Source organism: Labilibaculum manganireducens, from assembly GCF_002843385.1.
GTDB classification, from domain to species: Bacteria; Bacteroidota; Bacteroidia; order Bacteroidales; family Marinifilaceae; genus Labilibaculum; species Labilibaculum manganireducens.
Genome location: NZ_MVDE01000048.1, coordinates 1 through 22,590, shown reverse-complemented (window position 1 = coordinate 22,590; position 22,590 = coordinate 1). Strand labels below are relative to the sequence as shown.

18 protein-coding genes are annotated in these 22,590 nt (G+C 35.6%); 5 read left to right on the top strand and 13 right to left on the bottom strand.

Going from position 1 to position 22,590, the window contains the following annotated elements:
• The 8 genes from BZG01_RS19815 to BZG01_RS19780 form a co-directional block, all read right to left on the bottom strand.
• The gene (locus BZG01_RS19815; RefSeq protein ID WP_101311580.1) at positions 1-990 is read right to left on the bottom strand and encodes a peptidoglycan-binding domain-containing protein; all 990 of its coding nucleotides are present in this window, start codon (positions 988-990) and stop codon (positions 1-3) included.
• A gap of 58 nt (positions 991-1,048) precedes the next feature.
• On the bottom strand, positions 1,049-1,927 hold the full coding sequence (locus BZG01_RS19810; protein WP_101311579.1) for a tetratricopeptide repeat protein: 879 nt from the start codon (positions 1,925-1,927) through the stop codon (positions 1,049-1,051).
• On the bottom strand, positions 1,908-2,633 hold the full coding sequence (locus BZG01_RS19805; RefSeq protein WP_143470963.1) for a glycoside hydrolase family 19 protein: 726 nt from the start codon (positions 2,631-2,633) through the stop codon (positions 1,908-1,910). The genes BZG01_RS19810 and BZG01_RS19805 overlap by 20 nt, the downstream gene beginning before the upstream one ends.
• Before the next feature lie 608 nt (positions 2,634-3,241).
• Entirely contained in the window at positions 3,242-3,736 is a 495-nt protein-coding gene (locus tag BZG01_RS19800) for a hypothetical protein (protein ID WP_101311577.1), read from the bottom strand.
• Positions 3,720-6,674 carry a hypothetical protein gene (locus BZG01_RS19795; protein WP_143470962.1) on the bottom strand — a complete coding sequence of 985 codons (2,955 nt, stop codon included), beginning with the start codon at positions 6,672-6,674 and terminating at the stop codon, positions 3,720-3,722. The genes BZG01_RS19800 and BZG01_RS19795 overlap by 17 nt, the downstream gene beginning before the upstream one ends.
• A gap of 13 nt (positions 6,675-6,687) precedes the next feature.
• Complete coding sequence (locus BZG01_RS19790) at positions 6,688-7,191, bottom strand: PAAR domain-containing protein (RefSeq protein ID WP_101311575.1); 504 nt, start codon at positions 7,189-7,191, stop codon at positions 6,688-6,690.
• A gap of 665 nt (positions 7,192-7,856) precedes the next feature.
• The gene (locus tag BZG01_RS19785) at positions 7,857-9,185 is read right to left on the bottom strand and encodes a DEAD/DEAH box helicase (RefSeq protein WP_218973175.1); all 1,329 of its coding nucleotides are present in this window, start codon (positions 9,183-9,185) and stop codon (positions 7,857-7,859) included.
• A 104-nt stretch (positions 9,186-9,289) separates the two neighbouring features.
• Positions 9,290-9,814, bottom strand: a complete 525-nt coding sequence (locus tag BZG01_RS19780; protein ID WP_101311574.1) for a DUF7935 family protein — start codon at positions 9,812-9,814, stop codon at positions 9,290-9,292.
• 187 nt (positions 9,815-10,001) lie between these two features.
• Between BZG01_RS19780 and BZG01_RS19775 the strand changes: the two genes are divergently transcribed.
• Both BZG01_RS19775 and BZG01_RS19770 read left to right on the top strand, forming a co-directional pair.
• Positions 10,002-11,195, top strand: coding sequence for a pyridoxal phosphate-dependent aminotransferase (locus BZG01_RS19775; protein WP_101311573.1), 1,194 nt, complete (start codon positions 10,002-10,004; stop codon positions 11,193-11,195).
• 139 nt (positions 11,196-11,334) lie between these two features.
• Positions 11,335-11,949 carry a hypothetical protein gene (locus BZG01_RS19770; RefSeq protein WP_143470961.1) on the top strand — a complete coding sequence of 205 codons (615 nt, stop codon included), beginning with the start codon at positions 11,335-11,337 and terminating at the stop codon, positions 11,947-11,949.
• Positions 11,950-12,132: 183 nt separating this feature from the next.
• On the opposite strand, the gene BZG01_RS19765 is transcribed toward BZG01_RS19770, so the two are convergent.
• From BZG01_RS19765 to BZG01_RS19745, 5 genes are all read right to left on the bottom strand, one after another.
• Positions 12,133-13,332, bottom strand: a complete 1,200-nt coding sequence (locus BZG01_RS19765) for an FprA family A-type flavoprotein (RefSeq protein WP_101311571.1) — start codon at positions 13,330-13,332, stop codon at positions 12,133-12,135.
• Positions 13,333-13,531: 199 nt separating this feature from the next.
• A complete protein-coding gene (locus tag BZG01_RS19760; protein WP_101311570.1) occupies positions 13,532-14,203 on the bottom strand; it encodes a Crp/Fnr family transcriptional regulator in 672 nt (223 codons plus the stop codon).
• 124 nt (positions 14,204-14,327) lie between these two features.
• Complete coding sequence (locus BZG01_RS19755; RefSeq protein ID WP_101311569.1) at positions 14,328-15,563, bottom strand: ABC transporter permease; 1,236 nt, start codon at positions 15,561-15,563, stop codon at positions 14,328-14,330.
• A 58-nt stretch (positions 15,564-15,621) separates the two neighbouring features.
• On the bottom strand, positions 15,622-16,548 hold the full coding sequence (locus tag BZG01_RS19750; protein WP_101311568.1) for an ABC transporter ATP-binding protein: 927 nt from the start codon (positions 16,546-16,548) through the stop codon (positions 15,622-15,624).
• Positions 16,549-16,627: 79 nt separating this feature from the next.
• Positions 16,628-18,916, bottom strand: coding sequence for a T9SS type B sorting domain-containing protein (locus tag BZG01_RS19745; RefSeq protein ID WP_180327403.1), 2,289 nt, complete (start codon positions 18,914-18,916; stop codon positions 16,628-16,630).
• Between the two features lie 269 nt (positions 18,917-19,185).
• Between BZG01_RS19745 and BZG01_RS19740 the strand changes: the two genes are divergently transcribed.
• The 3 genes from BZG01_RS19740 to BZG01_RS19730 all read left to right on the top strand — a co-directional run bounded on the left by BZG01_RS19740 (position 19,186) and on the right by BZG01_RS19730 (position 22,442).
• Entirely contained in the window at positions 19,186-20,472 is a 1,287-nt protein-coding gene (locus BZG01_RS19740) for an ABC transporter substrate-binding protein (RefSeq protein WP_101311566.1), read from the top strand.
• A gap of 35 nt (positions 20,473-20,507) precedes the next feature.
• A complete protein-coding gene (locus tag BZG01_RS19735) occupies positions 20,508-21,215 on the top strand; it encodes a GTP-binding protein (RefSeq protein ID WP_101311565.1) in 708 nt (235 codons plus the stop codon).
• A 198-nt stretch (positions 21,216-21,413) separates the two neighbouring features.
• The gene (locus tag BZG01_RS19730; protein ID WP_101311564.1) at positions 21,414-22,442 is read left to right on the top strand and encodes an ATP-binding cassette domain-containing protein; all 1,029 of its coding nucleotides are present in this window, start codon (positions 21,414-21,416) and stop codon (positions 22,440-22,442) included.
• Positions 22,443-22,590: the final 148 nt, after the last annotated feature.

Below are 22,590 nucleotides of genomic sequence, written 5' to 3'. Positions count from 1 at the left end.
TTATTTTTTAGTTTTGGTCACTTCATTAATTTTTTTGCTAAAATATTTATCATTCGAAGCCTTGATAAAGAATTCATCCTTTAGCATATCCTTAAATTCTCTAACATCAATATGAATCCAAGTCTTTGCTCCTTCTAAACTAGATTCTAATCCAAATTTATTTCTTTCCCAGCCAAAATTCCCATTGTTTTTTGGAGCTCCTGCATATTCACAATAAATTTTTTCTCTTAACAAATCCATATCCGTAACATCCTTTGTTCGTGTTCCATTTTTATTAAAATGCAGATCGACTGCTTTCCCCATGTGATTAGTTGATGAACGCCCTTTTTGTTTGTTATTTTCATGACATCTATAACCCGAACAAATTGAATTTATTTTATACTCTCCTTCAAGTTTTTCACTTAAATAGTATTGAGAGGCACTTACCGCCCATAATAATGACTGGTGTATTCCTGGATATTCATATTTATGATGTCGTTCTATTTTAGAAGTTGATTTATATTCATCCTTATACTGTCCTTGACCAAAACCACTACAAATACCACAGTTACATTTGTAATTATTAATGTTTTCGCGATACTTATCACTAAATTCATCAATTTTCTTAAGCGTTTTACTATCAACTTCACCAGTAGGCGTTATTTTCATATAATCGGCTTGGAACTGCTTAACGCCTTTCTCTGTTAATTCTGTGAACTCTTCCGTTGGTAACATTCCCCCAAATCCAGCTAAGCGAAAATTTAGTTCAAGTATAAGGGCACCTTTATCTCCTTTGCGGTAAATAGTATTCATCCTCCTCATCTGCTCCACAAAAGCTACTGGGTGAAAATGGTACACTTTATTTGATATAGGAAATGGCGTGTATTCTTCCTCTTCCTTTTCTTCTTGATCATATTCAAAATCTCGCTTCCAAGGATATCTTTTTCGAGATTGATTTAGAATAGGATCGTATATACAATCATCAGGTACTTCTGGTGAGGTTTTGGTCATTTTAAGTTAAAAAAAGCCGGAAACTATTTTAAGCTCCCGACTTTCCTTTAATTTCAGTCTATTTTACCCGCTCAAAAACTCGTTCTGGTATTTTGCTCTCCTTACTCGAGGCTTTCATTAGTTCGATGTATTTTTGATAGGCTTGTTTAGCATTATCTTTTTCTTTTAATCCCCAATAGGCATCGCCAAGATTAATGTAGGCTACTGTACGATTAGGAAATTTTGCAATAATCCTTTCCAGTAAAAAAGATGATTGTTCAAAAGCCTTACCACGTGCTAAATCAAAAGCCAAATCGTTATATTTAACCACGTTTGAGTTTAAAATTGGTTGTTCATTTATTACTCCTTCAAGTAATTCGACACTTATAGAATACTCAAACTCCTGGATGTTAGATGAATAATTGAGTAGCTCATTTAATTTTATGCTTTCAACTAATTTTCTACTTAATATTTGATTCGATAATAATTGTTCATCTATCAAATCTTCAAAAAAGTCAGATTTATCTTCATTATCTAAAGCAATATTAAGAGGCATCTCATATGTTTTTATCGTAAATGGGTCACATGTTTGGCATGGAGAAACCATTACTAGGTGCGTTACAAAGAATGGATCGTCTTTAACCAGATCAATAAACATAAAAATGAGTGACACATGGTTGGACGAAGAATATTTAATGACTATTTGTTTACATTCGTTTCTATAAATATTGAAATCCTCATAACCTATTACCTCAGGTAATTTAACTCTATTAGTTATTTGGCCTGAACAAATAACTAAATCCCCAGAAGATTGTATGTAAACCGTATCCTTTTGTTCTATAGCAGAATCCGAAGATAAACTTCTTGTATTATTCCTGATACAACTTCCATTAGCATAACACACTACTGAGGTACATATAAAAATAACAAGTGAAATTCTATTGATTATTTTTGTCATAGCTAATACATTTTTCTAAATTAAACACTTTCTCATATAGTTTCTTAAGATATTCTTTTCTTTCGCTCAAACCATTTCCTCCTCCATTTACTAATCTAGAAATTCGATTAGCATATTTTTCTCCAAAATCAGCATAATAGTTCAAATTTTTACTTTTATACTTTCTATGCACATTCCAAAACCAACCTGCAGAATCAATGGAGTAATACAATTCATTTGCAATCAAACCAGCATAATCAACATTACAAATAGTTGTCACACCATTTGAAATGTATTTTTCTTCATAAATATTCGACCTATCCATTAACTGATCTATATTAGTTTTTCCTTTTATGTTTTCATCCTCACCCAATAAATAATCAAAATAGCTCTTTTGATTATTCCTCCAAGTTAACTGCATTAATCCACGACCTTTATATCTTGGCCCATCACCATCGATAGTATTACCATTAGTTTCTGCATCCGAATGTTGTCCTAGATTTAAGTAACTACCACTAGAATATTCAAGTGTAGTTTTTAATCTGTCTGACTCCCAATAGCATTGCGCAATGAAGTGAGCCTTCCTTGTGCAGGAGTTGATATTATACCTTTTCATTGCCTTGTTTAATTCTTCCGTCAACTTCTTATAATTTTTGTCATCGGAGCTTAAGGGGCAATTTGAAGAAGTAAATATATCATAAGAGGTTATATTTTCGGAATCTCTCATAATTTTAACAATCCCTTTCACTTCTTCTTCCGTTAAATCCCTATCACAAAAACATCCTCCCATCCTCCTCATCTGCTCCACAAAGGCAATAGGATGAAAGTGATATACTTTAGGAGAAATAGGAAATGGCGTGTATTCTTCCTCTTCCTTTTCTTCTTGATCATATTCAAAATCTCGCTCCCAAGGATATCGCTTGCGGGATTTTTTTAAAATTGGATCGTATACACAATCATCAGGTATTCCGGCTAAAACTTTAGGAATGGGAACTTTTACTTGTCTTCAAAATTGCAAATCCTCAACTTTTTGCTTTGTATTCGCAATTGTCAAATCTTTCTTTTGGTTCAATGCATTTTTTTATCCGCATTCTCTTCTTTATTAATTCCCTCATCAAGTAACGTTTCTATCCCTGATTGTAAAGCACTTTAATCTAAACCCTATACTGGTGCGGTGGCATACATCTTTGAAAGCTTCTGGTTTATAAAAGGATCGTTAAGATTTCCAAGTAACGTTTTAGAATAAAGCCCAAATTTTTAAATTAAATATTGGGCTTTAATATTTTTAATTAGAGCCACAAGTCACAGATTTGTGGCAGATGGGGGATTTGCATCTTAATTAGGTGTTTCCATTCTTAATAATTTAAATTGATTATTCTTTTTAATGGCGTAAAAAGTTATATCCATTTCATCATCAAAGTAAGTTATGCAATAATATTTTATTTTATTTATTTCATCATCACATTCGGCTACATAACTAGCATTCATAATTGTATTGAATAACTCACTGTTTTCTTGAATTTCCTTGTAACTATTATAATTATCTACTAATTCCCCGCCTGACCTATGTTCAAATGGAAATAAAACATTATTTTCAATATAATTGGTATCATTATTTTTGATTGCAGTTTGTAACTTTTTTAAAAACGCCTCAATTGTTTGTTCATTGTTTTGTGACATTTCTTGTTTATCACCATCAATACTCTTAGTAACAGTTTGTGCTGTATCACCATTAATTTCTTGAAGTTCATCTTGAGTTTTGGGTTTTTGTTTGCAATTTACCATTAAGACAAATAAAGCTAAAACAAAGAGTTTAAGTAGTTTTTTCATTTTTAACGTTTGATTTTACAGCTTTTCCAGCTAATTCATTATTTAACTTTTTGATGTCCACAATCTCAGGTTGTTTGCTATTAGAAGCAGGGAAATCTACAGGTAAAAAATATCCATTAAACCTTTGCTCCACTTTTACACCTTTCTGAGTGAAAGTACTGTTTGCTTTATTAAAATAATATCTAGAATACTTAAGTCTATTTCCTTGATTACCTCCCAAACAAATTAAATCACCATTATCATCAACTCCGTATAAAAAAGTTACATGTCCATGGGAATTGGATTTTCCTGTACTTTTCACATAATTAGTCATCAAAACTATACAACCATAAACAGGCTCTTTAATACGTTTAAATAATTTACCTTCGTTCCACAATACACTTTGTGAGCCTGCTGATTTTGAGTTTTTTTGATCAGCTTCACCTAAGCACCAACTGACAAAAGAAGAACACCAAGCAGTTGAGCCAGTAGCTTTAGGTAAACCAACATATGTATGATACTTGTTTGCCATCTCGGATGTAGGACTTAATGTTTCTTTTACATATTTAGCTTTCTTAGCTTCTGTAAGAGCTATGTCCATCCAAGGTGGTGAAGTAAGATCATTCATCCTCCTCATCTGCTCCACAAAAGCAATAGGATGAAAGTGATATACTTTAGGCGAAGTAGGAAATGGCGTGTATTCTTCCTCTTCCTTTTCTTCTTGCTCATATTCAAAATCTCGCTCCCAAGGATATCTTTTTCGGGATTGGTTTCGAATAGGATCATATATCATATCAGCAGGCATCTCTGATAATTTATTAGGAATTGGAACTTTTATATCCTTCCAAAAGTTTAAAGCTTTTACTTTCTCTTCGGTAATTTGTAATAATTCTTCTTTTTGTTGTTTTAATTTCTCTTTTCTTTCTGGTTTTTGTTCTTTGTTAATGTTTTTATCGAGATCGGTTTCTATTTCGGCTTTTAACTTGTTAAAATCTACACTCCATTCGCTTGTGTGATAGCAAATCATTTTTGAAAGTTTCTCACTTACAAAACAATCGTTAAGACCACCAAGTAATTCTCTGCGACTTAGTTTACCATCTTTTGCAGTGTCTTTAACCCATTCGCCATTTTCGTACCTTTTGGTATCCATTTGTTCCCAAACTTCTTTCAGAAATTTAGGAGCGGTTTTTTCATCAGGATCGAATACAAAATCGTCGCTTTGATCTTTAAATGTTTTAAAACCAAAAGCGATCCAATCGTGAGCTGATATTTTAGTAGAATCTTTACTTTCAATATAGCCTTCTTGCTGACCTTGTCTATCGGTTATTTTTAATTGATACCAAGTTGTGTTCTCGCTTGTTTTTACCGGTTTTAATTGATTTTCGGCCTCGATATAGTCCTCGTTTAGTTCAACTTCAATGAGGTCATTTTTTGGCTTTCTGTAATAAACAGTTGCTAAATCTGCTTTTAGTAAAATGGGGCTAGTTGTTTTTTTATTAATGTCTGTTGGTTTTTCAACCCAATAAATATGTTCATCATTCGGAACCGTAAAACTTATTTTTCTACGTTTTTTCTTGCCTACATCAGCAAGCATCTCTTCAAAATGAACCACACTTTTTTCTTTTAAGCTATCTCCAAATATGGCATTTAAATTTGTCAAGTTTTTAGGAGTATAATAACTTTTTCCTGTAGCATCTTTCTTTTTATGATCTACTAAATCGTCATAATCTACATCTCTTATTTGCTTGTGTAGTTTAATTCGGCAATATTTTTCATTTTCACCTTCCGGAAAATCAATAACTTCTATTTCATCGTTCATGCTTAGTTTAATCGGAAATTTTAAACTTAGCTTGCCTCCTTTTGTGAATTTTAGAAATTTTTTGGTGTCCGCAACATCATCTTTATCTCCTTCTTTTCCTTTTAAAAAGTCAGACGGGTCTTTATCGGTAAATATTTCGATGTGTGCTGTTCGGTAGTTTATGTTTTTTATACAGCCATACATGCCTGAGAAACCAATAATTTCACCTGCTTTTACAGGGATATTACAGTTTTTTTCGGTAATTATTTTATCAAGTTTATCTTGTTCTAAATTTAATACAAAGCCGTCTTTGGTACAACTCTTAGCATAAATAAAACCTTTCTGATCTTTACCGTTAAGAGTCTTTATTTCGTAGTATCCTTTATTTTCTTTAACAATAGTGCATTTAGAATTGTTAGGAACTTGCATCACCACATTATTATCGTCTTTCCAGTTGGGGGCACTTCGCAAATTTTCATAATCCCAACATTTTCCTTCCTCTTTATCGCCAATAACCTTATAAGTCTCGTTGGTGAGTTTTTCTATTTGGTCGATGCTTAAATCTACATACAAATCGGAATATACCATGCCTGAATCGGGATCGGTAAAAATCACCTTTTTAAATTCGGTTTTTTTAGCCCAATGCTTGTCCTTACTATCAAAAATATCCGTATTGCTATTGGGAACAAGAATAGAACCAACAGGCAGAATCATTGAAAAAGATTTGGAAATACTCTTGTAAGCAGTAATTCCTTTGCCTTTACAAGCGAGTTTCCCTTTCACCTTATATTGTTGAGTCTTAAAAATATCGGGAATCTTCTTCATTTGTATGAGTTCGCTATGTGACATTAAGTGGTTGTATAGCGAGTAAAAAGTAAATTCACGTTTTTTAGGGCTTTTGTATTTATGTTGAATTAATACAAACCCATTGGAATATTTTATGCCTTCGGCTATTGCTGTATTTTCAGGATACAGATTGGGCATTCGATAAGCAATTACGGTGCCATCTGCAATGGCCTTAATAGGCGAATTGCTATTTTCACTTACATGAAGACCTCCATGCCAATTAAACAAACGGCCAATAGGGTAAAATCCTAGGGTATTGGCTTGACCTAATTTTGCTTTTGGATCTTTTATAGGTATTGGATATTCAAATTTCATTATTCTCCGTTTTTTAAACACTAAATTCATAATCGGGAAGGTGACCGTGCTTTAATGCTTCTTCTCTCGTCGTTTCCTGGTTAGCTTGCGCTTCCTGAAGGTTGGCTGGACTGCTATCGCCACGAACAATTTCTACCACGCTTGAAGCCAGCTTTTGAGCAATGCTAATTTCTGGAAAAGGAATTTCGCTGATTGGTAAGCTGGTTGTTGGACTTGGCATGGATGTACCAATTAAAACGTTTGGTTCGCCTGATATAATAATTCCTCCGTGTGCGGTCATATCACCCTGACAAACTACTGGCACTCCGTTGATGAGTACTGATGGGTTTCCTTGAGAAATAACATCGGGTGGTCCAACACAAACACACATGTCGCCCATAAGAGCGGCTGGTTTTCCGTTAATTAACACATTGGGTGATCCGGGACCTGCTATTGGTCCACCTACATGGGGCACAAGTCCACTGCACATCGGACATACGTGCATACTTCCTATTGTTGCAATTGGTTTTCCTGCCATATTATTTGTTATTTGGATTTTCAAAATCTGTTTCTGTACTTTATTTCAGAAAAAATGGAACTTATCCTCTAATTCCTCTACTAATCAGTAATAAATAAGATCAAAACAAGTAAACGAGGCGACTAAGGTAATTATTCTATTTTATATAACAAATTACGAGTAAAATAACTCCATAGATATATCAATAAAAATAATCACAGCAATACAATGTTAAAAGATGAAAAAAGTATCATAACACTCTTTTTATAAACAACTTAATTGCAATGCTGTAGAGCTTAAAAAGGAATTAAAACACAAAATATTTAATTGTATTGTGGTTTTTAGAAAGAGGCCACTTACTATAAGTTATTTTGAAGTATTTCAAATAAAAAAGGAGTCCGAAAAAAAATATCTTATCATAAAACTCACCGTAAAAATAACTGTTAACTTGCGTGAAGGATTGAAATGGAAACCCCACAGCATTGATTCAATATTCAGGAGAGGAGATAAATTGATAACAGTTTGTTGATGTAGGCATAAAACACTAAGATGAAAAGGCGAGGAGTTGTAATGGAAAGCCTGACCTGAAGCATTGAGGGGCACGCCCAAAAATTAAAATGCCGCTCCAAATGAATGAAACGGCATTAATTGATATTATCCAGCAAAGTGTGTAAGTGATATTTTGTTTATTTCTTAGATTTCTTCTTTCGGTTTCGTTTCTTATTTTCAATTGCCTTTTGGCGGCCTTTTGAACCCGATGGAGTCTTTGAATTTTTAGCTGATTTCTTATGAAAGGCACCACTGGATAAATCCAAACGGATGGTGTTTTTAATTTTAATATTTCGGGTTTGTATTTTTTCATCTTCAAGCAATTGGCTTGTAAATACAACTTCGATAGGAACAACTCCTATCTCAACAGGCTTTTTAATTAAAGCTTCTACCTGTTCCATCAACTCCTCTTCGCCTTTATTTACAAAGCTAATGGCAGTACCATCTCTTTCGGCACGTCCGGTACGACCTACACGGTGAACATACTCAACGTAGTTGCTCGGAATGTCGAAGTTGATCACGTGGCTGATGTTATCAATATCGATACCACGGGCAGCAACATCAGAGGCAATCAATACTCTTGATCTGCCTTCTTTAAAGTCGTTAAGTGCTTTAATCCTCGTGTTCTGTGCTTTGTTCGAGTGAATTACACTTAGGTCTTCGCCCAAAAATTCTTCCAAACGATCCACAATCCGATCGGCATTCTTCTTGGTCTCGGTAAATATCATCACCTTGTTAAATACCTCTTTGTCTTTTAAAAGGTGTTTAAGCAGAGCTATTTTACTAAGAATATTAGGAGCCTGGTATTGAATTTGATGAATGTTTTCAACGGTAGAAGCCTGTGGGGCAATTTCTATTCGCTCAGGACTTATAAGAAAATCATCAGCCAATTGAGCAACCGTATCCGAGAAAGTTGCCGAGAACAGTAGGTTCTGATGAACTTCAGGAATGATTTCGAAAATTGCTTTTAACTGAGGCATAAACCCCAAATCCATTAATTTATCAGCCTCATCAACAACAAGAGTTTTTATCAAGGTAAATTTCAGGATTCGGGTCATGTAGATATCCATTAAACGACCGGGAGTCGCCACAATGATATCAATACCAGCATACAATTTTTCTTTTTGAGTATTGATGTTCACTCCGCCATACACCCCAACGGCGCGCAGATTGATATAAGGAGACAGTAATTCAATTGTTTCAATAACCTGCAAAACCAATTCACGGGTAGGAACAACGATTAATGCTCTTGGATCAAATCCTTGTGCGTAGTTTAATTTCATTAAAATCGGCATCAAATAGGCCAGGGTTTTACCCGTTCCTGTTTGGGCAATCCCAATTACATCTTTGCCTGCACGAATAGGGGAAAATACCTTCTCTTGTATTTCTGTTGGTTTCTCGAATCCCGCCTCGTCAAGCGCCATTCTAATCTGTTTGCTTATTTTGATGTCGTCAAATGAAATCATTACCATGGTATTTGAAAATTTGTGCAAAAATAGGCAAATAAACCGACATTAGCGATCTTTCATTGTTTATCGTCCTTATTTGTATAGCTGTTCAATGCTTTAAATCAGCTCCATATTTGTTGAATCTCATTTTTTAATGCCGAAATTGCTGTTGCGATAGCCGGTTTTTGCAGTTGCATGTGTGTTTCAATAATCGCTTTGCACAAAACAATTGAAGAATCTTCAGTTGCCGTTTGCGCGGCCTCAGTATTAATTAATCGAATTGTACTGTCTTTTGCATTTTTTAACAGCATCCACGATTCATCGGTAACATACAGTTGCTGTGCAAGATTGTGCTCGTATTCAGTACGAATAGCAAGAATCAATTTTTGCTGCAATTGTAAATTTGTTAACCCGCTTGTATTTTCTCTAACAATTAATGATTCGGGATGAATACGTTCCAGAAAAATAATTAACCGTTCGCAGGCCTGAAGTCTTATTGGAGTGGTTTGTTTTTGATTCTTCAGTAAAAGCTGATGTTTAATTTTGCGCTGTTCATGCTTTAAAAATTGCTTTATCAGCAGATAAGCAGTGGCAAAAACAACCAATGATGGCAGGATATACTTACTAATTTCAAGAATGTCTTTCATTTTAATAGTTTCTTTATATTTTTCGATAGTTATGGATTCCCTATGTATTTAAAAACTGTATCTTTATCCACTGAAATGATAATTCGAAGATAAACTAATCGCACCGTTTATTTTAATTATCAAGGGGGAAAACAACAACAAACACAAAAGTATTAAGCAATTTACTAAATCCCTAAATTAATTTAGAATGTTGAAAGTTTCAGATCGAATTGCAGGAATGGAAGTGTCTCCAACTCTTGCGATGTCTCAAAAAAGTAGAGAAATGAAAGCTCTCGGAATTGATGTTATCAATCTGAGTGTAGGTGAACCAGATTTTGATACTCCTGACCACATTAAAAAGGCAGCACAAAAGGCTATTGATGATAATTATTCTCATTATTCGCCGGTTCCTGGTTATGTTGAATTGCGTAAGGCAGTGGCAGGTAAGCTAAAACGGGAAAATGATTTGGAATACACCGTTGATCAGATTGTTGTTTCAAATGGAGCAAAACAATCTATTACCAACGTTATTTTGAGTATCATCAATAAAGGAGATGAAGTAATTATTCCTTCGCCTTATTGGGTAAGTTACAGCGAAATTGTAAAGTTAGCTGAAGGAGTTAATGTTTTTGTATATGCACCAATCGAGCAGGATTTTAAAATTACTCCTGAGCAATTGGAAGCAGCGATTACTCCAAGAACAAAGGCCTTTTTATTCAGTTCACCAAGTAATCCAACCGGAAGTTTGTATTCTAAAGATGAGCTAAGAGCATTGGCTGACGTTTTTGTGAAATATCCGGATATTACGATTCTTTCAGATGAAATATATGAGCACATCAATTACGTTGGTGCTCACGAAAGTATTGCCCAGTTTGCAGCTATTTTTGACCGCGTAGTGGTGATTAATGGTGTTTCTAAAGGTTATGCCATGACAGGATGGAGGATTGGCTACATTGCTGCTCCGTTATGGATTGCAAAAGCTTGTAACAAATTACAGGGACAGATGACATCAGGTGCATCTTCAATTGCTCAAATTGCCTCTGTTGCCGCTTTGGATGGCGATCAGTCAACAACCGTTGCCATGCGAGAAGCATTTCACAAAAGAAGAGATTTAGCTTTGGAACAAATACGAAAAGTTCCTGGTTTCGAAACCCGTGAACCCAATGGTGCATTTTATCTGTTTCCTAAAGTTTCTCAATTATTTGGGAAGGCAAATGGAAGTTATACCATTAACAATTCTACAGATTTAAGTTTGTTTTTGTTGGAAGATGCTAATGTAGCAACAGTAACCGGTGAGGCATTCGGATCTCCTGAATGTTTGCGATTGTCTTATGCCACCAGCGAAGAGCAAATGGCAGAAGCTATCAGTCGAATAAAAGCATCGGTTGAGAAACTGAAATAATCAATCGAATTATATAGTTGAATGGCTGTCTTATACAAATGAGACAGCCATTTTTTGTTGGAAGATGCTGTTTTGAGTAAGTGAAGAGGTGTAGTTGTTTGTCTTATTAATGAAAAGGATCAATTCTAAAAAGGACATCATGAAAACTAAACTCTTTTTATTATCTGTCATTGTTTTGTTGGCGAATCAATCTTTCGCTCAGTATACTTACGAAAAACCCGTAGAGAAATATTCTTCTGATATCGATCACATTTCAAAATTTGAAGTTGGTTTTCATTATGGTCCGGCATGGACATCCGGTGATGTGAAAGAATTCTCAAAATCGGGATCTGCTTTTAGCTTAAACTTAGGTTCTTATGATGGAATGGTGTATTGGGGAACTGAATTTACGGTTACCTTTTGGCGAGATTACTATGATATTGGCTATGCTGATGAAATAAATTTTAAAGAGACCAATTTTTTATGGTTGATGAATGCAAAATTATTTCTGGGTGAAGGGAAAGTGAAACCTTATATTGGATTGGGAACCGATTTAATTACAATAGCATTGGGGATTATTGATCCGGAAGATGAAGATGATTGTGATTATTCCTATTGTAATGATAATCATTACAGGGATTACAATGCGTGGCTGGTTCCTTCCTTTGGTGTTAGATGGGAAATGGGACCGGATATTAGTGGCAATATTGGTTTTAGCGCAAACTTATCCCGCAATTATGATTTTATTCGTCTTCAGTTGGGGATTGTTTTCTAATCGCTGCGCTCAGACAACTTTTTGTTCTTAACGCATTCTTCACTATACGGGTCCCGGTCTCCGGACTCAATTTCGAACTCCACATTTAATCAGGCGATACTTTATAGAATATATATTTTAATTAAATGACACAAAAAAACTCCCCCGAATGCGGAGGAGTTCATTATATCGAGTACTAATTTTCTATTTGTAAAGTTCTTTTAAACGGCTTGCCATTCCTTCAGCCAAAGCTTCGCACAAATCGAAATCTTCGCTGTTAGGAGCGCAAAGAGCTTCTGGTGTTGCTTCAATAGTTTCCCATTTAATTTCTTCGGCAAATTTGTTCAGGCGTTTTAAGCCGCCACCACCCCAGGATTTGGAGCCGAACACACCCAAAACATGATCCTTAATGGCCATGTGCTCCAATTCATTAATCAGAGTTTCCATGGTTGGGAAAACATCACCATTATAAGCACAGCTGCCTAAAATTACACCGCGGTATTTAAAAATATCATTGATGATATAAGATGGATGTGTTTTTGAAGAATCGTGAATACGAACTTTCTTAATTCCTTTTTTAACCAATTGGCGGGCAATATTATCAGCCATTTTCTCTGTGTTTCCGTACATCGAAGAATATACAATAACACAACCTTCATCGGTTTTATACTGACTCCATTTGTCGTATTTGGCAACAATATCAGCTACGTGACTTCTCCAGATTGGTCCGTGGGTTGCACAAATCATTTTAATTTCCAACCCACCTAATTTCTTCAATGCATTTTGGGTTGGGCGACCATACTTTCCAACAATATTGGAATAGTAACGGCTGATTTCTTCATCCAAATAATCCAAATCCAACTCATCATCGAAAATACCACCATCCAAAGTTCCGAAAGCACCAAAAGCATCTCCTGAAAATAAAATTCCTTGTGTGGATTCAAAAGTAACCATGGTCTCCGGCCAATGCAGCATCGGAACCATATAGAAGTTTAATTTGTGTTCTCCCAAGTCAATTTGATCACCTTCCTGAACTTCAAAAAGATTTTCTTTGATTCCATAGAAACGCTCCAACATCGGAAATGTCTTCTTGTTTCCTACTATTTTCATTTCAGGATAACGTTCAACCAAAGAACGGATAGAGCCTGAATGATCAGGTTCCATATGGTTAATGATTAAATAATCTGCTTTTCGACCATCCAATACCTCAGTAATGTTATCCAAATATTCATCCATAGTACCTTTTTCAACAGTATCTACAATGGCTGTTTTTTCATCAACGATAACATAGGAATTGTAAGCTACACCTTTTGGCAACGGCCAGTAGTTTTCAAATAAATGAGTGCTTCGGTCATTTGTTCCTACCCAGAAAATTTTGTCAGTAATGTTGTTTCTATTGTGCATTCTTTATGATTTTGTCGATTTTGCATATTCAGACCTTTCTATCTCATTGAAGCAACTACTGTCGCGACAAAAATGAGTTTGAGATCTTCGGAACTCTGATTTGGATCAAAAAATCAGATCACTTTGTTTACAGCCCACAAAATTAAGAATATTTTTATTTTCGAAATGCTTCTACAACATCTTCTTTTAATTTTCTTACCTATTGCTGTAAAAGTCTGATGAGTTGTTGCTTATTTAGGATTTTTATTTCTCTTCTGTTGGTTTCAATTAAGCCTTCCTGTTCCATTTCTTTTAAACTTCGGGCAAAAGAAGGACGTGTAACGCCAAAAAACTGAGCCATTTCTGCCTGAGATTTTGGTAAAGTAATTTCAGTTTTATCGGGGGCAGCCAGTTTTAAAAGGTAGTTTGCTAACTTTCCTTTTATCGTTTTAAAATTTAAAAACATCAGTTTGTTGGCTAAAAACTGACTTCTATTCGATATAGAATTTAAGTAATTGGTCAGAAATACTTTATTTTTTTGAAACATTTCAATTACTGAGTTTTTGGACAGGTAGAAAACTTCCACTTCATCATTTGCAGTTACATTTACCGGAAATTGATTTCTCCGTCCGAATAAAAATGCAGACGCAATAGGATAGGGAGCCATAATATCCTCAATCTTAATGCTTTTTCCTGATGGATCGAGCATTTCGCCTTTTACACTGCCTTTTAAAACAATCATCAGATTTTCGCATTTATCTTCCCGAAAAGCAAGCATGTCACCTTTCGAAAATTTCTTAATCTGATACTGTGAGTCGACCAGCAAATTTTCCATCTCGTCAGGAGAAATTCCTCTGAAAACGGGTGATTGTGATAGTTGTTGAAATAGCATTTTTCTTATGAGGTTTTAAATTACTCTCAATATTAGGTGTTTCTTTGCAGTTTGCAAAGAATAAGGGATGAATTGGTCTTAATTTTTGTATGTCTTTTAATGATTCAATTGAATAAGAAGGTTTTTAGACTAATTTCAGAAGATTTCGTTTAAAACTAATAACTGAAATAGAGGTGAGAACGATACCAATACCCATCAAGACTAACATTTTTGGATAGATTTCTGATAAAGGAAGTTGTCTCCAGAAAATATCGAAAAAGCCTTCTATTGCCCAATAGTTTACAGAAACAACAGCTAGTTTGTGCATGATTTCGGGCATGAAAACAAGCGGCATCATACTTCCTCCCAGTGCAGATATAACCAGTATTATCAAGGTCGATAAGCTTTCCACCTGCTTTCTGCTTTTGCAGATAGTAGCCATGAAAATCCCAAAACTGGTACAGGCAATTGCTGCCGATAAAATCATAAGGAGTAAGGCTGGCAGATTAATAAATATGTCCAAGCCTAAGGCAAGCCATGAATACAAAAACATGACTGTTAGTTGTAACACGGCCATAAAAAGTGTCGACAGCATTTTGCCGTAAAGGATACTGGATGGAGAAATAGGAGATACCAATAACCGGCGAAAGGTTCCGTCTTCTTTTTCTTTTAGTAAGGAAGCACCACTTCCCGATACGCTAAAAAGCAACATCATAATTGCTGTGCCTGCAATGGCCTGCACCAATCCCAGATTACCATTTTTTTCTTCACTAACAATTGCAGTCATTGGCAGGTTCGACTTTTTTTCCATTTCTTTTGAATCATCCGAATTATCGAAATCAGTAAACTGCTCTTCAACCTGTGCCTGAATATCCAGAAGTTCTGCATCTGACAGATCTGGATTTTTTTCTTTGATCCAGGTGTTGACTTTTCCTTTGATTCCTTTTTTCATTGTGATACCAAATAAATTAGACCACAATGCCTGTTGCAGTAAACCCATTTCAATTTCCTTGGCTTCATCGTAAAATAATTCCATAGGGGCTTTGTTTCCTGCTTCCACAGAATCCTGAAATCCTTTATACAGAACCAATACTGCAGTGTTTTTACCTTTTTTGATTAGATCGGAAGCTTCCCCGTAGCTTTTGGAAAAAAGCTGCATTCCATCCTGATCGTTCAAAGTTTTAAATACTTCTTTTGACAGTTCAGTATTGTCCTGATCAGTAAACAGAAGAGAAATTGGACGTGATTTTTCTTTTTTCCCTATTCCTCCATACATCAATGCAAAAAGTGTAATTAATACGATAGGCAGTAATAGCGAAAGTAAAACTGCTGTGCGGTCTTTAAAATATTGTCGAATGCCTTTAAATGCTATTGTGAACATGATTTTTTCAGTTTAAATCGAATGGAAGATCATTAAATTGGTAATGGATATGCACTATTTAATCGCGTAAGGATTTTCCTGTTAATTCAAGGAAGATACTCTCCAGACTTAAACTTTTTACCTGAAGATTTTCCAAGTGCAGATTTGCATTTGTACACATTTGAATTAAAATGGGCAAATCGGTATTGGCCTGTGAAGTTGACAGTACCATCTGATTCTCATGAATTAGAAGTTGGCCATTAAAATGATTATTGATATTTGAGAGGTCAGTTTTTTGAACATTTGTAAACCTTACACGAATTTCCTCATTGATTTTAGATGATTTTTTAAGTTCTTCGAGACGACCTTCAGCAATAATTTTCCCTTCATCAATAATGCCGATTCTGTCGCATAGACGTTCGGCTTCTTCCATATAATGTGTAGTGTAAATCATTGTCAGTCCACGGGAATGGAGTTCTTGAATGACTTCAAAAATAAGATTTCTGCTTTGCGGATCAATCCCGACCGTTGGTTCATCCATAAAAACGATCTTTGGATCGTGAAGAAGAGCTGCTGCAATATTAATTCTTCTTTTCATTCCACCCGAATAGGTTTTTATTTTGTGGTTTTTCCGATCCGATAAACCCATAAAATCTAATAGTTCTTCCGTTTTTGATTGCAGTTCTTTGCCTTTTATGCCATATAAAGTTCCCCAGAATTTCAAATTCTCTAAGGCTGTCAAATCTTCGTAAAGAGCTATTTCCTGAGGAACAACACCAATCATTTTTTTAGATTCAGTCAGGTTTTGGTAAAGCGATTTTCCCTGATAAAGGATTTCGCCGCTATCTGGCTTTAGCAGTGAACTTAAAATGCTGATTGTTGTTGTTTTTCCGGCTCCGTTTGGCCCGAGCAGGCCGTATAATTCGCCTTCCTGAACAGCAAGAGAAATATTGTTTAATGCATTAACTTCTTTGAAGGATTTACTTAGGTTTTTAGCAACAAGCATGGGTAGAGTTGTTTTTAGTTTGTGACAACTCTAAATTTACACAACTTATATGACAAACAGAAGATGATTTTGCTGTTAGTTAGCGGAGTAAGGCTACATTTCCTTTTTTCATGACTGTTTTTCCATCCAAAAAAGTCACTTCCAGAACATAAACATAAACATCAATATCCTGCATCTGTCCTTTGAAAAATCCATCCCATCCGCTATTGATATTTGTGGTTTCGAAAAGTTTTTGTCCCAATCGGTTGTAAATTATCAGGGTAACTTCTTTCACATCCTCACCTCTTACAAATAGTTTGTCGTTGTGACCGTCGCCATTCGGAGAGAATGCTTTTGGTAAACCAACATATGGATAGTTCTCGAGAAAGCCTACATCTATTGTATCACTGGCAGTACAATTTGAGTCGGTGGTAACTTCCACCCAATATTTTCCTTCGGTTTGAACGGTAATTTTTCGGGTAATATCTCCGGTTACCCATTTGTAAAAGCAGTTTGGAGTACCTGCATCCAAAACAATTTTTTTATCTGCATAACTCTTCAGATCCTGTCCTAAATCAATTTTCGGAGTAGGCAATAAATTAATCTCCAAACAATCCGATTCTGTATTGCCGTTAGCGTCTGTCACTTCCAGACAGTAATGGCCGTTTTCTTTTAAATAGATTTCAGGTGTTTTGTTTGCAAATCCGAGCCAATTGTATTGCAATGGATAAACCGGATTTCCTTCAATTACAGGATTGATTAATATTGAATCGCCCGAACAAATTGAATAATCTTCACCCAAAAACACACCGAATTTCTCACCTTTTCTGTGGTGTATGTATAAAGTGTCCTTATTTAAACAACCGTTATGATCTTTTACTTCAACAACAAAAACACCACCACTGTTTACATTTATGCTTTGAGTGTTTTCGCCTGTATTCCAAATAAATTCAGAGCCCTCATTGCCGGCATCTAAAACAGCACTTTCTCCATCCCACAAAGTAATATCTGTGCCCAAATCTATTATTGGGTTTGGATGATAGATTACTTTTGTGTTTGCTGTCTGCTGAAAACCATCCGGATCGGTAATTTTTATCCAATAGTCTCCGGCTTTATCGATATCAATTGAAGAATCTGATGAGCCATTTTTCCAAAGATATCTATACTTCTGATCAATTGATAAACTTGGTTCCAAATTCATTTTTTGATTGCCGCATAACTGAATCACTTCCGGCAGATTTATTTCAAAAAGTTCTGATTTCATTTTAGCCGAAAATGATTTTGCAGAAGAACAACCATTACCGGATGTTACTGTAACAGAATATTTGCCTGATTCCGAAATGTTAAGTTCTGAATCTGTCGAGCCATCTGACCATAAATAAGTGGATCCTTTTTCGAAAATATCAAGAATAGGATTTTCATCATCTATTACCACATGATCTTCAATGTTTACAACAGGTGATTTTTGAGTTGAAACTTCTATTTTGGATTTTACAACTTGGTTGTCATTTAGGTCAGTAACAGTAAGGTTATAGGTTCCTTCTTTATCTACGCTAATTTCTTTTGTATTTTCACCGGTGCTCCACAGATAGGAATAATCAGAAGGCAAATCAATAATTGGTGTGAGTACGAGGCTTTGACCTTCGCATAGATTGTTGTTATCACCGAAAGTAACCTGAAAACTTTTCACTACTTCAAGGCCTGCAAAAATTGTATCACTGTTACAGCCAAATGCATCTGTTTCTATCAATTTAAAATAGTTTGATGCTTCGTGATCCGGCCATTTAATTTTTAATTCAATTTCTTGTTTATGATCCTCAATTTTACTTTCATTTTTCAGTATTGCAGCGCCCTCGGGCACCCAAACAGAATAGCTTGAGTTTTTCCCAATTTTAGCGGCATATTTTTGCGAAGTATTGATTTTTACTTTTGGGTGATAATCCTCAATTTCAGGAGTTGCCAATGGCATCACCTGCACTGTTGCAGATTTGTATTTTTCAGGAATAACAAGCGGGGATAAGTCTTCAAGCCATGCTTCCTTTAATTCGATGGTATAGTTTTTTACGTGCCCCGAAGTGTTCTTAAAAAAGAGAGACATGTTGTACTCTGAAAAATCGATGCCTTCATTACCATTAAGAATCATGGCAGGACTGTTGTTAACAGAAAAGCTTACAAACCACTTTTTATTTTTTGGTCCTTTTAAAAGAAGTTGTATTTCCTGCATGGGCAGCACAGTACCATTGGTTGCCGAGCAATACATGATCTGATAATCGGAATTGATACGAACTGTATCGTTTTGAGAAAACCCTGAAACAGCTGAGAACAACAATAGTAAAACGAAACTGGTTTTTATGGATAGATGCGTTAGTTTGGCTTTGTATCTGCTCATCATCTTCTTTTTTTATGGAATTAGAACTTAAACGAATCAATTTTGACTGATGTAAATATAGTCTAAAATAGTCAAGAGGCTAATTTTAGTCAGCAAAAATGAGCCGTTAATCATTTTTATAAATCGTTTCGTCACGTATTTTACGTTTAGATGTCATTTTTTGTTCAGTTTTTCGGCATCTATTTTTTAGATGTGTAACATCGGTTACAGTTTTCTGAATGGATCGGTTATACATTTGTATCAGGAAATCATTTAAATTCTGTTTCGAAATGAAGAATCAATATTTTAAGACCACGGATAGTTTGCTTGATATTTGTACTAAGTACCCTGAAACAATTAAAATTTTTGTTTCAAATGGATTCAGACAATTAGAGGATGAGGCGAAGAGAGCAATTTTTGGTAAATCTCTTTCTTTGGAATTGGCTTTAAAAATGAAGAAGCTAAATGTGGACACGTTTTCTGAATTATTGATAGAAGGAATCGATTTAAACAGAAATCAGGTTGATGGTGATCTGAATCAGAACAGTAAAGTGCAAAAGGCGGACTCGATACACGTGCAGGGTTTGTTGCCTTGTCCGGTTCGAATTCCTTTGGTAGAAGGGATTGATGCTTTTATTGAGGAATACGAAAAAAATCATGAAAATGAAATCGTTTATGATTTAAAGGCTGCTTCAATGGGATTGGATTGGTTAATCGATGATGTGATTAATCAGGAAAACACGGATAATTTAGCAGATGTATTTATTTCAGCAGGTTTCGATTTATTCTTTGATGATAAATTGATGGGAAAGTTTAAAAAACAAGGTGTTTTTAAAGACAGTACTGGTTTTGAGCGTTTGAACAAAGATTTTGATAACGATGAGATTTGTTTGAAAGATCCGGAAGGGCACTATTCAATGATTGGTGTTGTACCTGCAGTTTTTTTGGTAAATACAGCCGAATTAGGAGATCGTCCTATTCCACGTACATGGTCAGATATTTTTAAACCGGAATTTAAGCGCAGTGTAAGCTTGCCAATCAGCGATTTCGATTTGTTCAATTCAATGTTGCTGCACATTTACAAGGCATACGGCGAAGAAGGAGTAAAAGGTTTGGGTGCATGTTTGCTGGAGAGTATGCATCCGGCTCAAATGGTAAAATCTCATACCAAAAAGAACGTGCGGCCAGCAATTACAATTATGCCTTACTTTTTTACTAAGATGGTAAAAGTGGGAGGTCCAATGATTGCTGTTTGGCCGGAAGACGGAGCAATTATCAGTCCTATTTTCATGCTAAGCAAGAAGGATGAATTGGAGAAAACGCAGCCTGTTATTGATTTCTTTGCCTCGAAAGCGGTAGGAGAGATTCTTTCGCATCAAGGTTTGTTTCCAAGTATTAATCCTGAAGTGGATAACCGATTACCTGCAGAGAATAAATTTATGTGGTTGGGTTGGGATTACATTAACAGTAATGATATTGGTGCTTTAATAAAGAAATGTGAGCGCATTTTTAATAAGTCTATACAGGACGAATCGTTTGCAAATTTAGGGCCGTTAAACTATGTGCCACAGAAGTAGTATTACTAAAATTACAGATTTTAAAATAATCAGATATGAACTTAGTTACAGTTTCAGGACCTCCATCATCAGGAAAAACAGCAGTGATTTTAAAAACCATAGATTCGCTGCAAAAGCGTGGATTAGAAGTTGGTGTGGTGAAATTTGACTGCCTTTATACCGATGATGATATTTTGTACGAAAAGGCAGGTATAAAAGTGAAAAAGGGATTGTCCGGTTCACTTTGTCCGGATCATTATTTTGTAAGCAATATTGAAGAGGTAACACAGTGGGGAATTAAGGAAGGATTGGATTTGCTAATCACGGAAAGTGCCGGTTTGTGCAACCGTTGTTCGCCATATGTGAAAAGTATTACGGCTGTTTGTGTTATCGATAATTTGAGTGGAATTAACACGCCAAAAAAAATTGGACCGATGTTGAAAAGTGCAGATATCGTGATTATCACAAAGGGCGACATTGTATCGCAGGCTGAAAGAGAAGTGTTTGCATCGAGAGTAAATTCTGTAAATCCGGGAGCAAGCATTATGCATGTAAATGGATTAACTGGTCAAGGTGCATACGAGTTAAGTACTTTGCTGTACGATGAGAAAGTTGAAGTTAAGACTTTAGTGGGGGAGAAATTGAGATTCTCAATGCCATCGGCTTTGTGTTCCTACTGTTTGGGCGAAACCCGAATTGGGGAAAGCTACCAAATGGGTAATGTTCGTAAGATTGATATGAGCGACAAGAAGGGCGAAAAGTAGAAAGGAAAAAGGAAAAAGTAGAAAGGAAAAAGTAGAAAGCACCAAGCTGAGTCCCCCTTCGCCTGTCGGCACTTCCCCTGAAAGGGAAGATATCGATTCGAAGATGCGAAAGCAAAATAAGGACTTGCTCCCTTTTTAAGGAGATCCCGATAGAGAGAGGCTTGTTGAAAGCGATATAACAATTACAAAAGCAGAAACATGATCACAGTTCAAGATATACAAAACCAAAGTATTGCCGGTTTATTTGAGCAATATCCTTTTCTTCCCGGATTTTTTGAGGAGAACACATTACAGGTTAATGAGCAGATTAACGAAAAGCTAATCGATTATCTGAAGTTTTTGGATGATGAGGAAGAGGCTGAGAACAGAGCCATTGATAAAGATCAGTTTTTGAATTCGATGACGATCTATATTTCTCAGATGCTCGAATTTTTGGGTGAAGATGAGGATGATGGAGTTCACAGTATTAGCATTCTTCCCGGAACCAATAAATCGGGCGAAGCCGAGCAGTTTGGTGAATTAAAAATCAGTAAAAGCGAGATTGTTTGTATTGTTGGACCCACCGGATCGGGAAAAAGCAGATTGCTTGCCGATATCGAGTGGGTAGCCCAAAAGGATACCCCAACTTCGCGAACCATTTTGGTGAACGAAGAAATGGGAGACCAAAAATGGCGGGTAAGTTCAGGACACAAATTGGTTGCTCAGCTATCGCAGAATATGAACTTTGTCATGGATCTATCGGTTTATGAGTTTTTGGAGCTGCATGCACAAAGCAGATTGGTTGAAGATATTGAAGGTGTTATTGCCAAGATTATAGAAGAAGCCAATAAGCTTGCGGGAGAAAAGTTTGAGTTAACTACTCCTATTACAAGTTTGAGTGGTGGACAATCGAGAGCCTTGATGATTGCTGATACTGCTATTCTAAGTAAGTCGCCGATTATTTTGATTGATGAAATTGAGAATGCCGGTATCGACCGCAAAAAAGCACTCGATTTACTGATTGGCGAAGAAAAGATTGTATTGATGGCAACTCACGACCCTATGTTGGCTTTAATGGGCGACAAGCGAATAGTAATCAAGAATGGTGGAATTCACAAAGTGATTGAAACCAGCGATGAAGAGAGAAAGTTGTTGGTTGATTTGGAACGTATGGATGCTGTGGTTCAAAACATGAGAACAAGACTTCGTAATGGTGAAATCATTAAAAAGGAAGACATTGGGTTTTAATTATAAATGATGAATTATTAATTACAATAGTTCGTTAAGTTTTATGCAGCTATTAAACCAAAATTATTGAGTTGCCTGACTTTTTCTTTATTTTTCTTCGTGTTTGGGTTTATCCCAAACACAATTAAAAATCTATCCATTAGTAATT

Bases quoted from the DNA above. Each gene is read 5' to 3' on its own strand.
- BZG01_RS19815 (WP_101311580.1), bottom strand. From the start codon at position 990: ATGACCAAAACCTCACCAGAAGTACCTGATGATTGTATATACGATCCT.
- BZG01_RS19810 (WP_101311579.1), bottom strand. From the start codon at position 1,927: ATGACAAAAATAATCAATAGAATTTCACTTGTTATTTTTATATGTACC.
- BZG01_RS19805 (WP_143470963.1), bottom strand. From the start codon at position 2,633: ATGAGAGATTCCGAAAATATAACCTCTTATGATATATTTACTTCTTCA.
- BZG01_RS19800 (WP_101311577.1), bottom strand. From the start codon at position 3,736: ATGAAAAAACTACTTAAACTCTTTGTTTTAGCTTTATTTGTCTTAATG.
- BZG01_RS19795 (WP_143470962.1), bottom strand. From the start codon at position 6,674: ATGAAATTTGAATATCCAATACCTATAAAAGATCCAAAAGCAAAATTA.
- BZG01_RS19790 (WP_101311575.1), bottom strand. From the start codon at position 7,191: ATGGCAGGAAAACCAATTGCAACAATAGGAAGTATGCACGTATGTCCG.
- BZG01_RS19785 (WP_218973175.1), bottom strand. From the start codon at position 9,185: ATGATTTCATTTGACGACATCAAAATAAGCAAACAGATTAGAATGGCG.
- BZG01_RS19780 (WP_101311574.1), bottom strand. From the start codon at position 9,814: ATGAAAGACATTCTTGAAATTAGTAAGTATATCCTGCCATCATTGGTT.
- BZG01_RS19775 (WP_101311573.1), top strand. From the start codon at position 10,002: ATGTTGAAAGTTTCAGATCGAATTGCAGGAATGGAAGTGTCTCCAACT.
- BZG01_RS19770 (WP_143470961.1), top strand. From the start codon at position 11,335: ATGAAAACTAAACTCTTTTTATTATCTGTCATTGTTTTGTTGGCGAAT.
- BZG01_RS19765 (WP_101311571.1), bottom strand. From the start codon at position 13,332: ATGCACAATAGAAACAACATTACTGACAAAATTTTCTGGGTAGGAACA.
- BZG01_RS19760 (WP_101311570.1), bottom strand. From the start codon at position 14,203: ATGCTATTTCAACAACTATCACAATCACCCGTTTTCAGAGGAATTTCT.
- BZG01_RS19755 (WP_101311569.1), bottom strand. From the start codon at position 15,563: ATGTTCACAATAGCATTTAAAGGCATTCGACAATATTTTAAAGACCGC.
- BZG01_RS19750 (WP_101311568.1), bottom strand. From the start codon at position 16,548: ATGCTTGTTGCTAAAAACCTAAGTAAATCCTTCAAAGAAGTTAATGCA.
- BZG01_RS19745 (WP_180327403.1), bottom strand. From the start codon at position 18,916: ATGAGCAGATACAAAGCCAAACTAACGCATCTATCCATAAAAACCAGT.
- BZG01_RS19740 (WP_101311566.1), top strand. From the start codon at position 19,186: ATGAAGAATCAATATTTTAAGACCACGGATAGTTTGCTTGATATTTGT.
- BZG01_RS19735 (WP_101311565.1), top strand. From the start codon at position 20,508: ATGAACTTAGTTACAGTTTCAGGACCTCCATCATCAGGAAAAACAGCA.
- BZG01_RS19730 (WP_101311564.1), top strand. From the start codon at position 21,414: ATGATCACAGTTCAAGATATACAAAACCAAAGTATTGCCGGTTTATTT.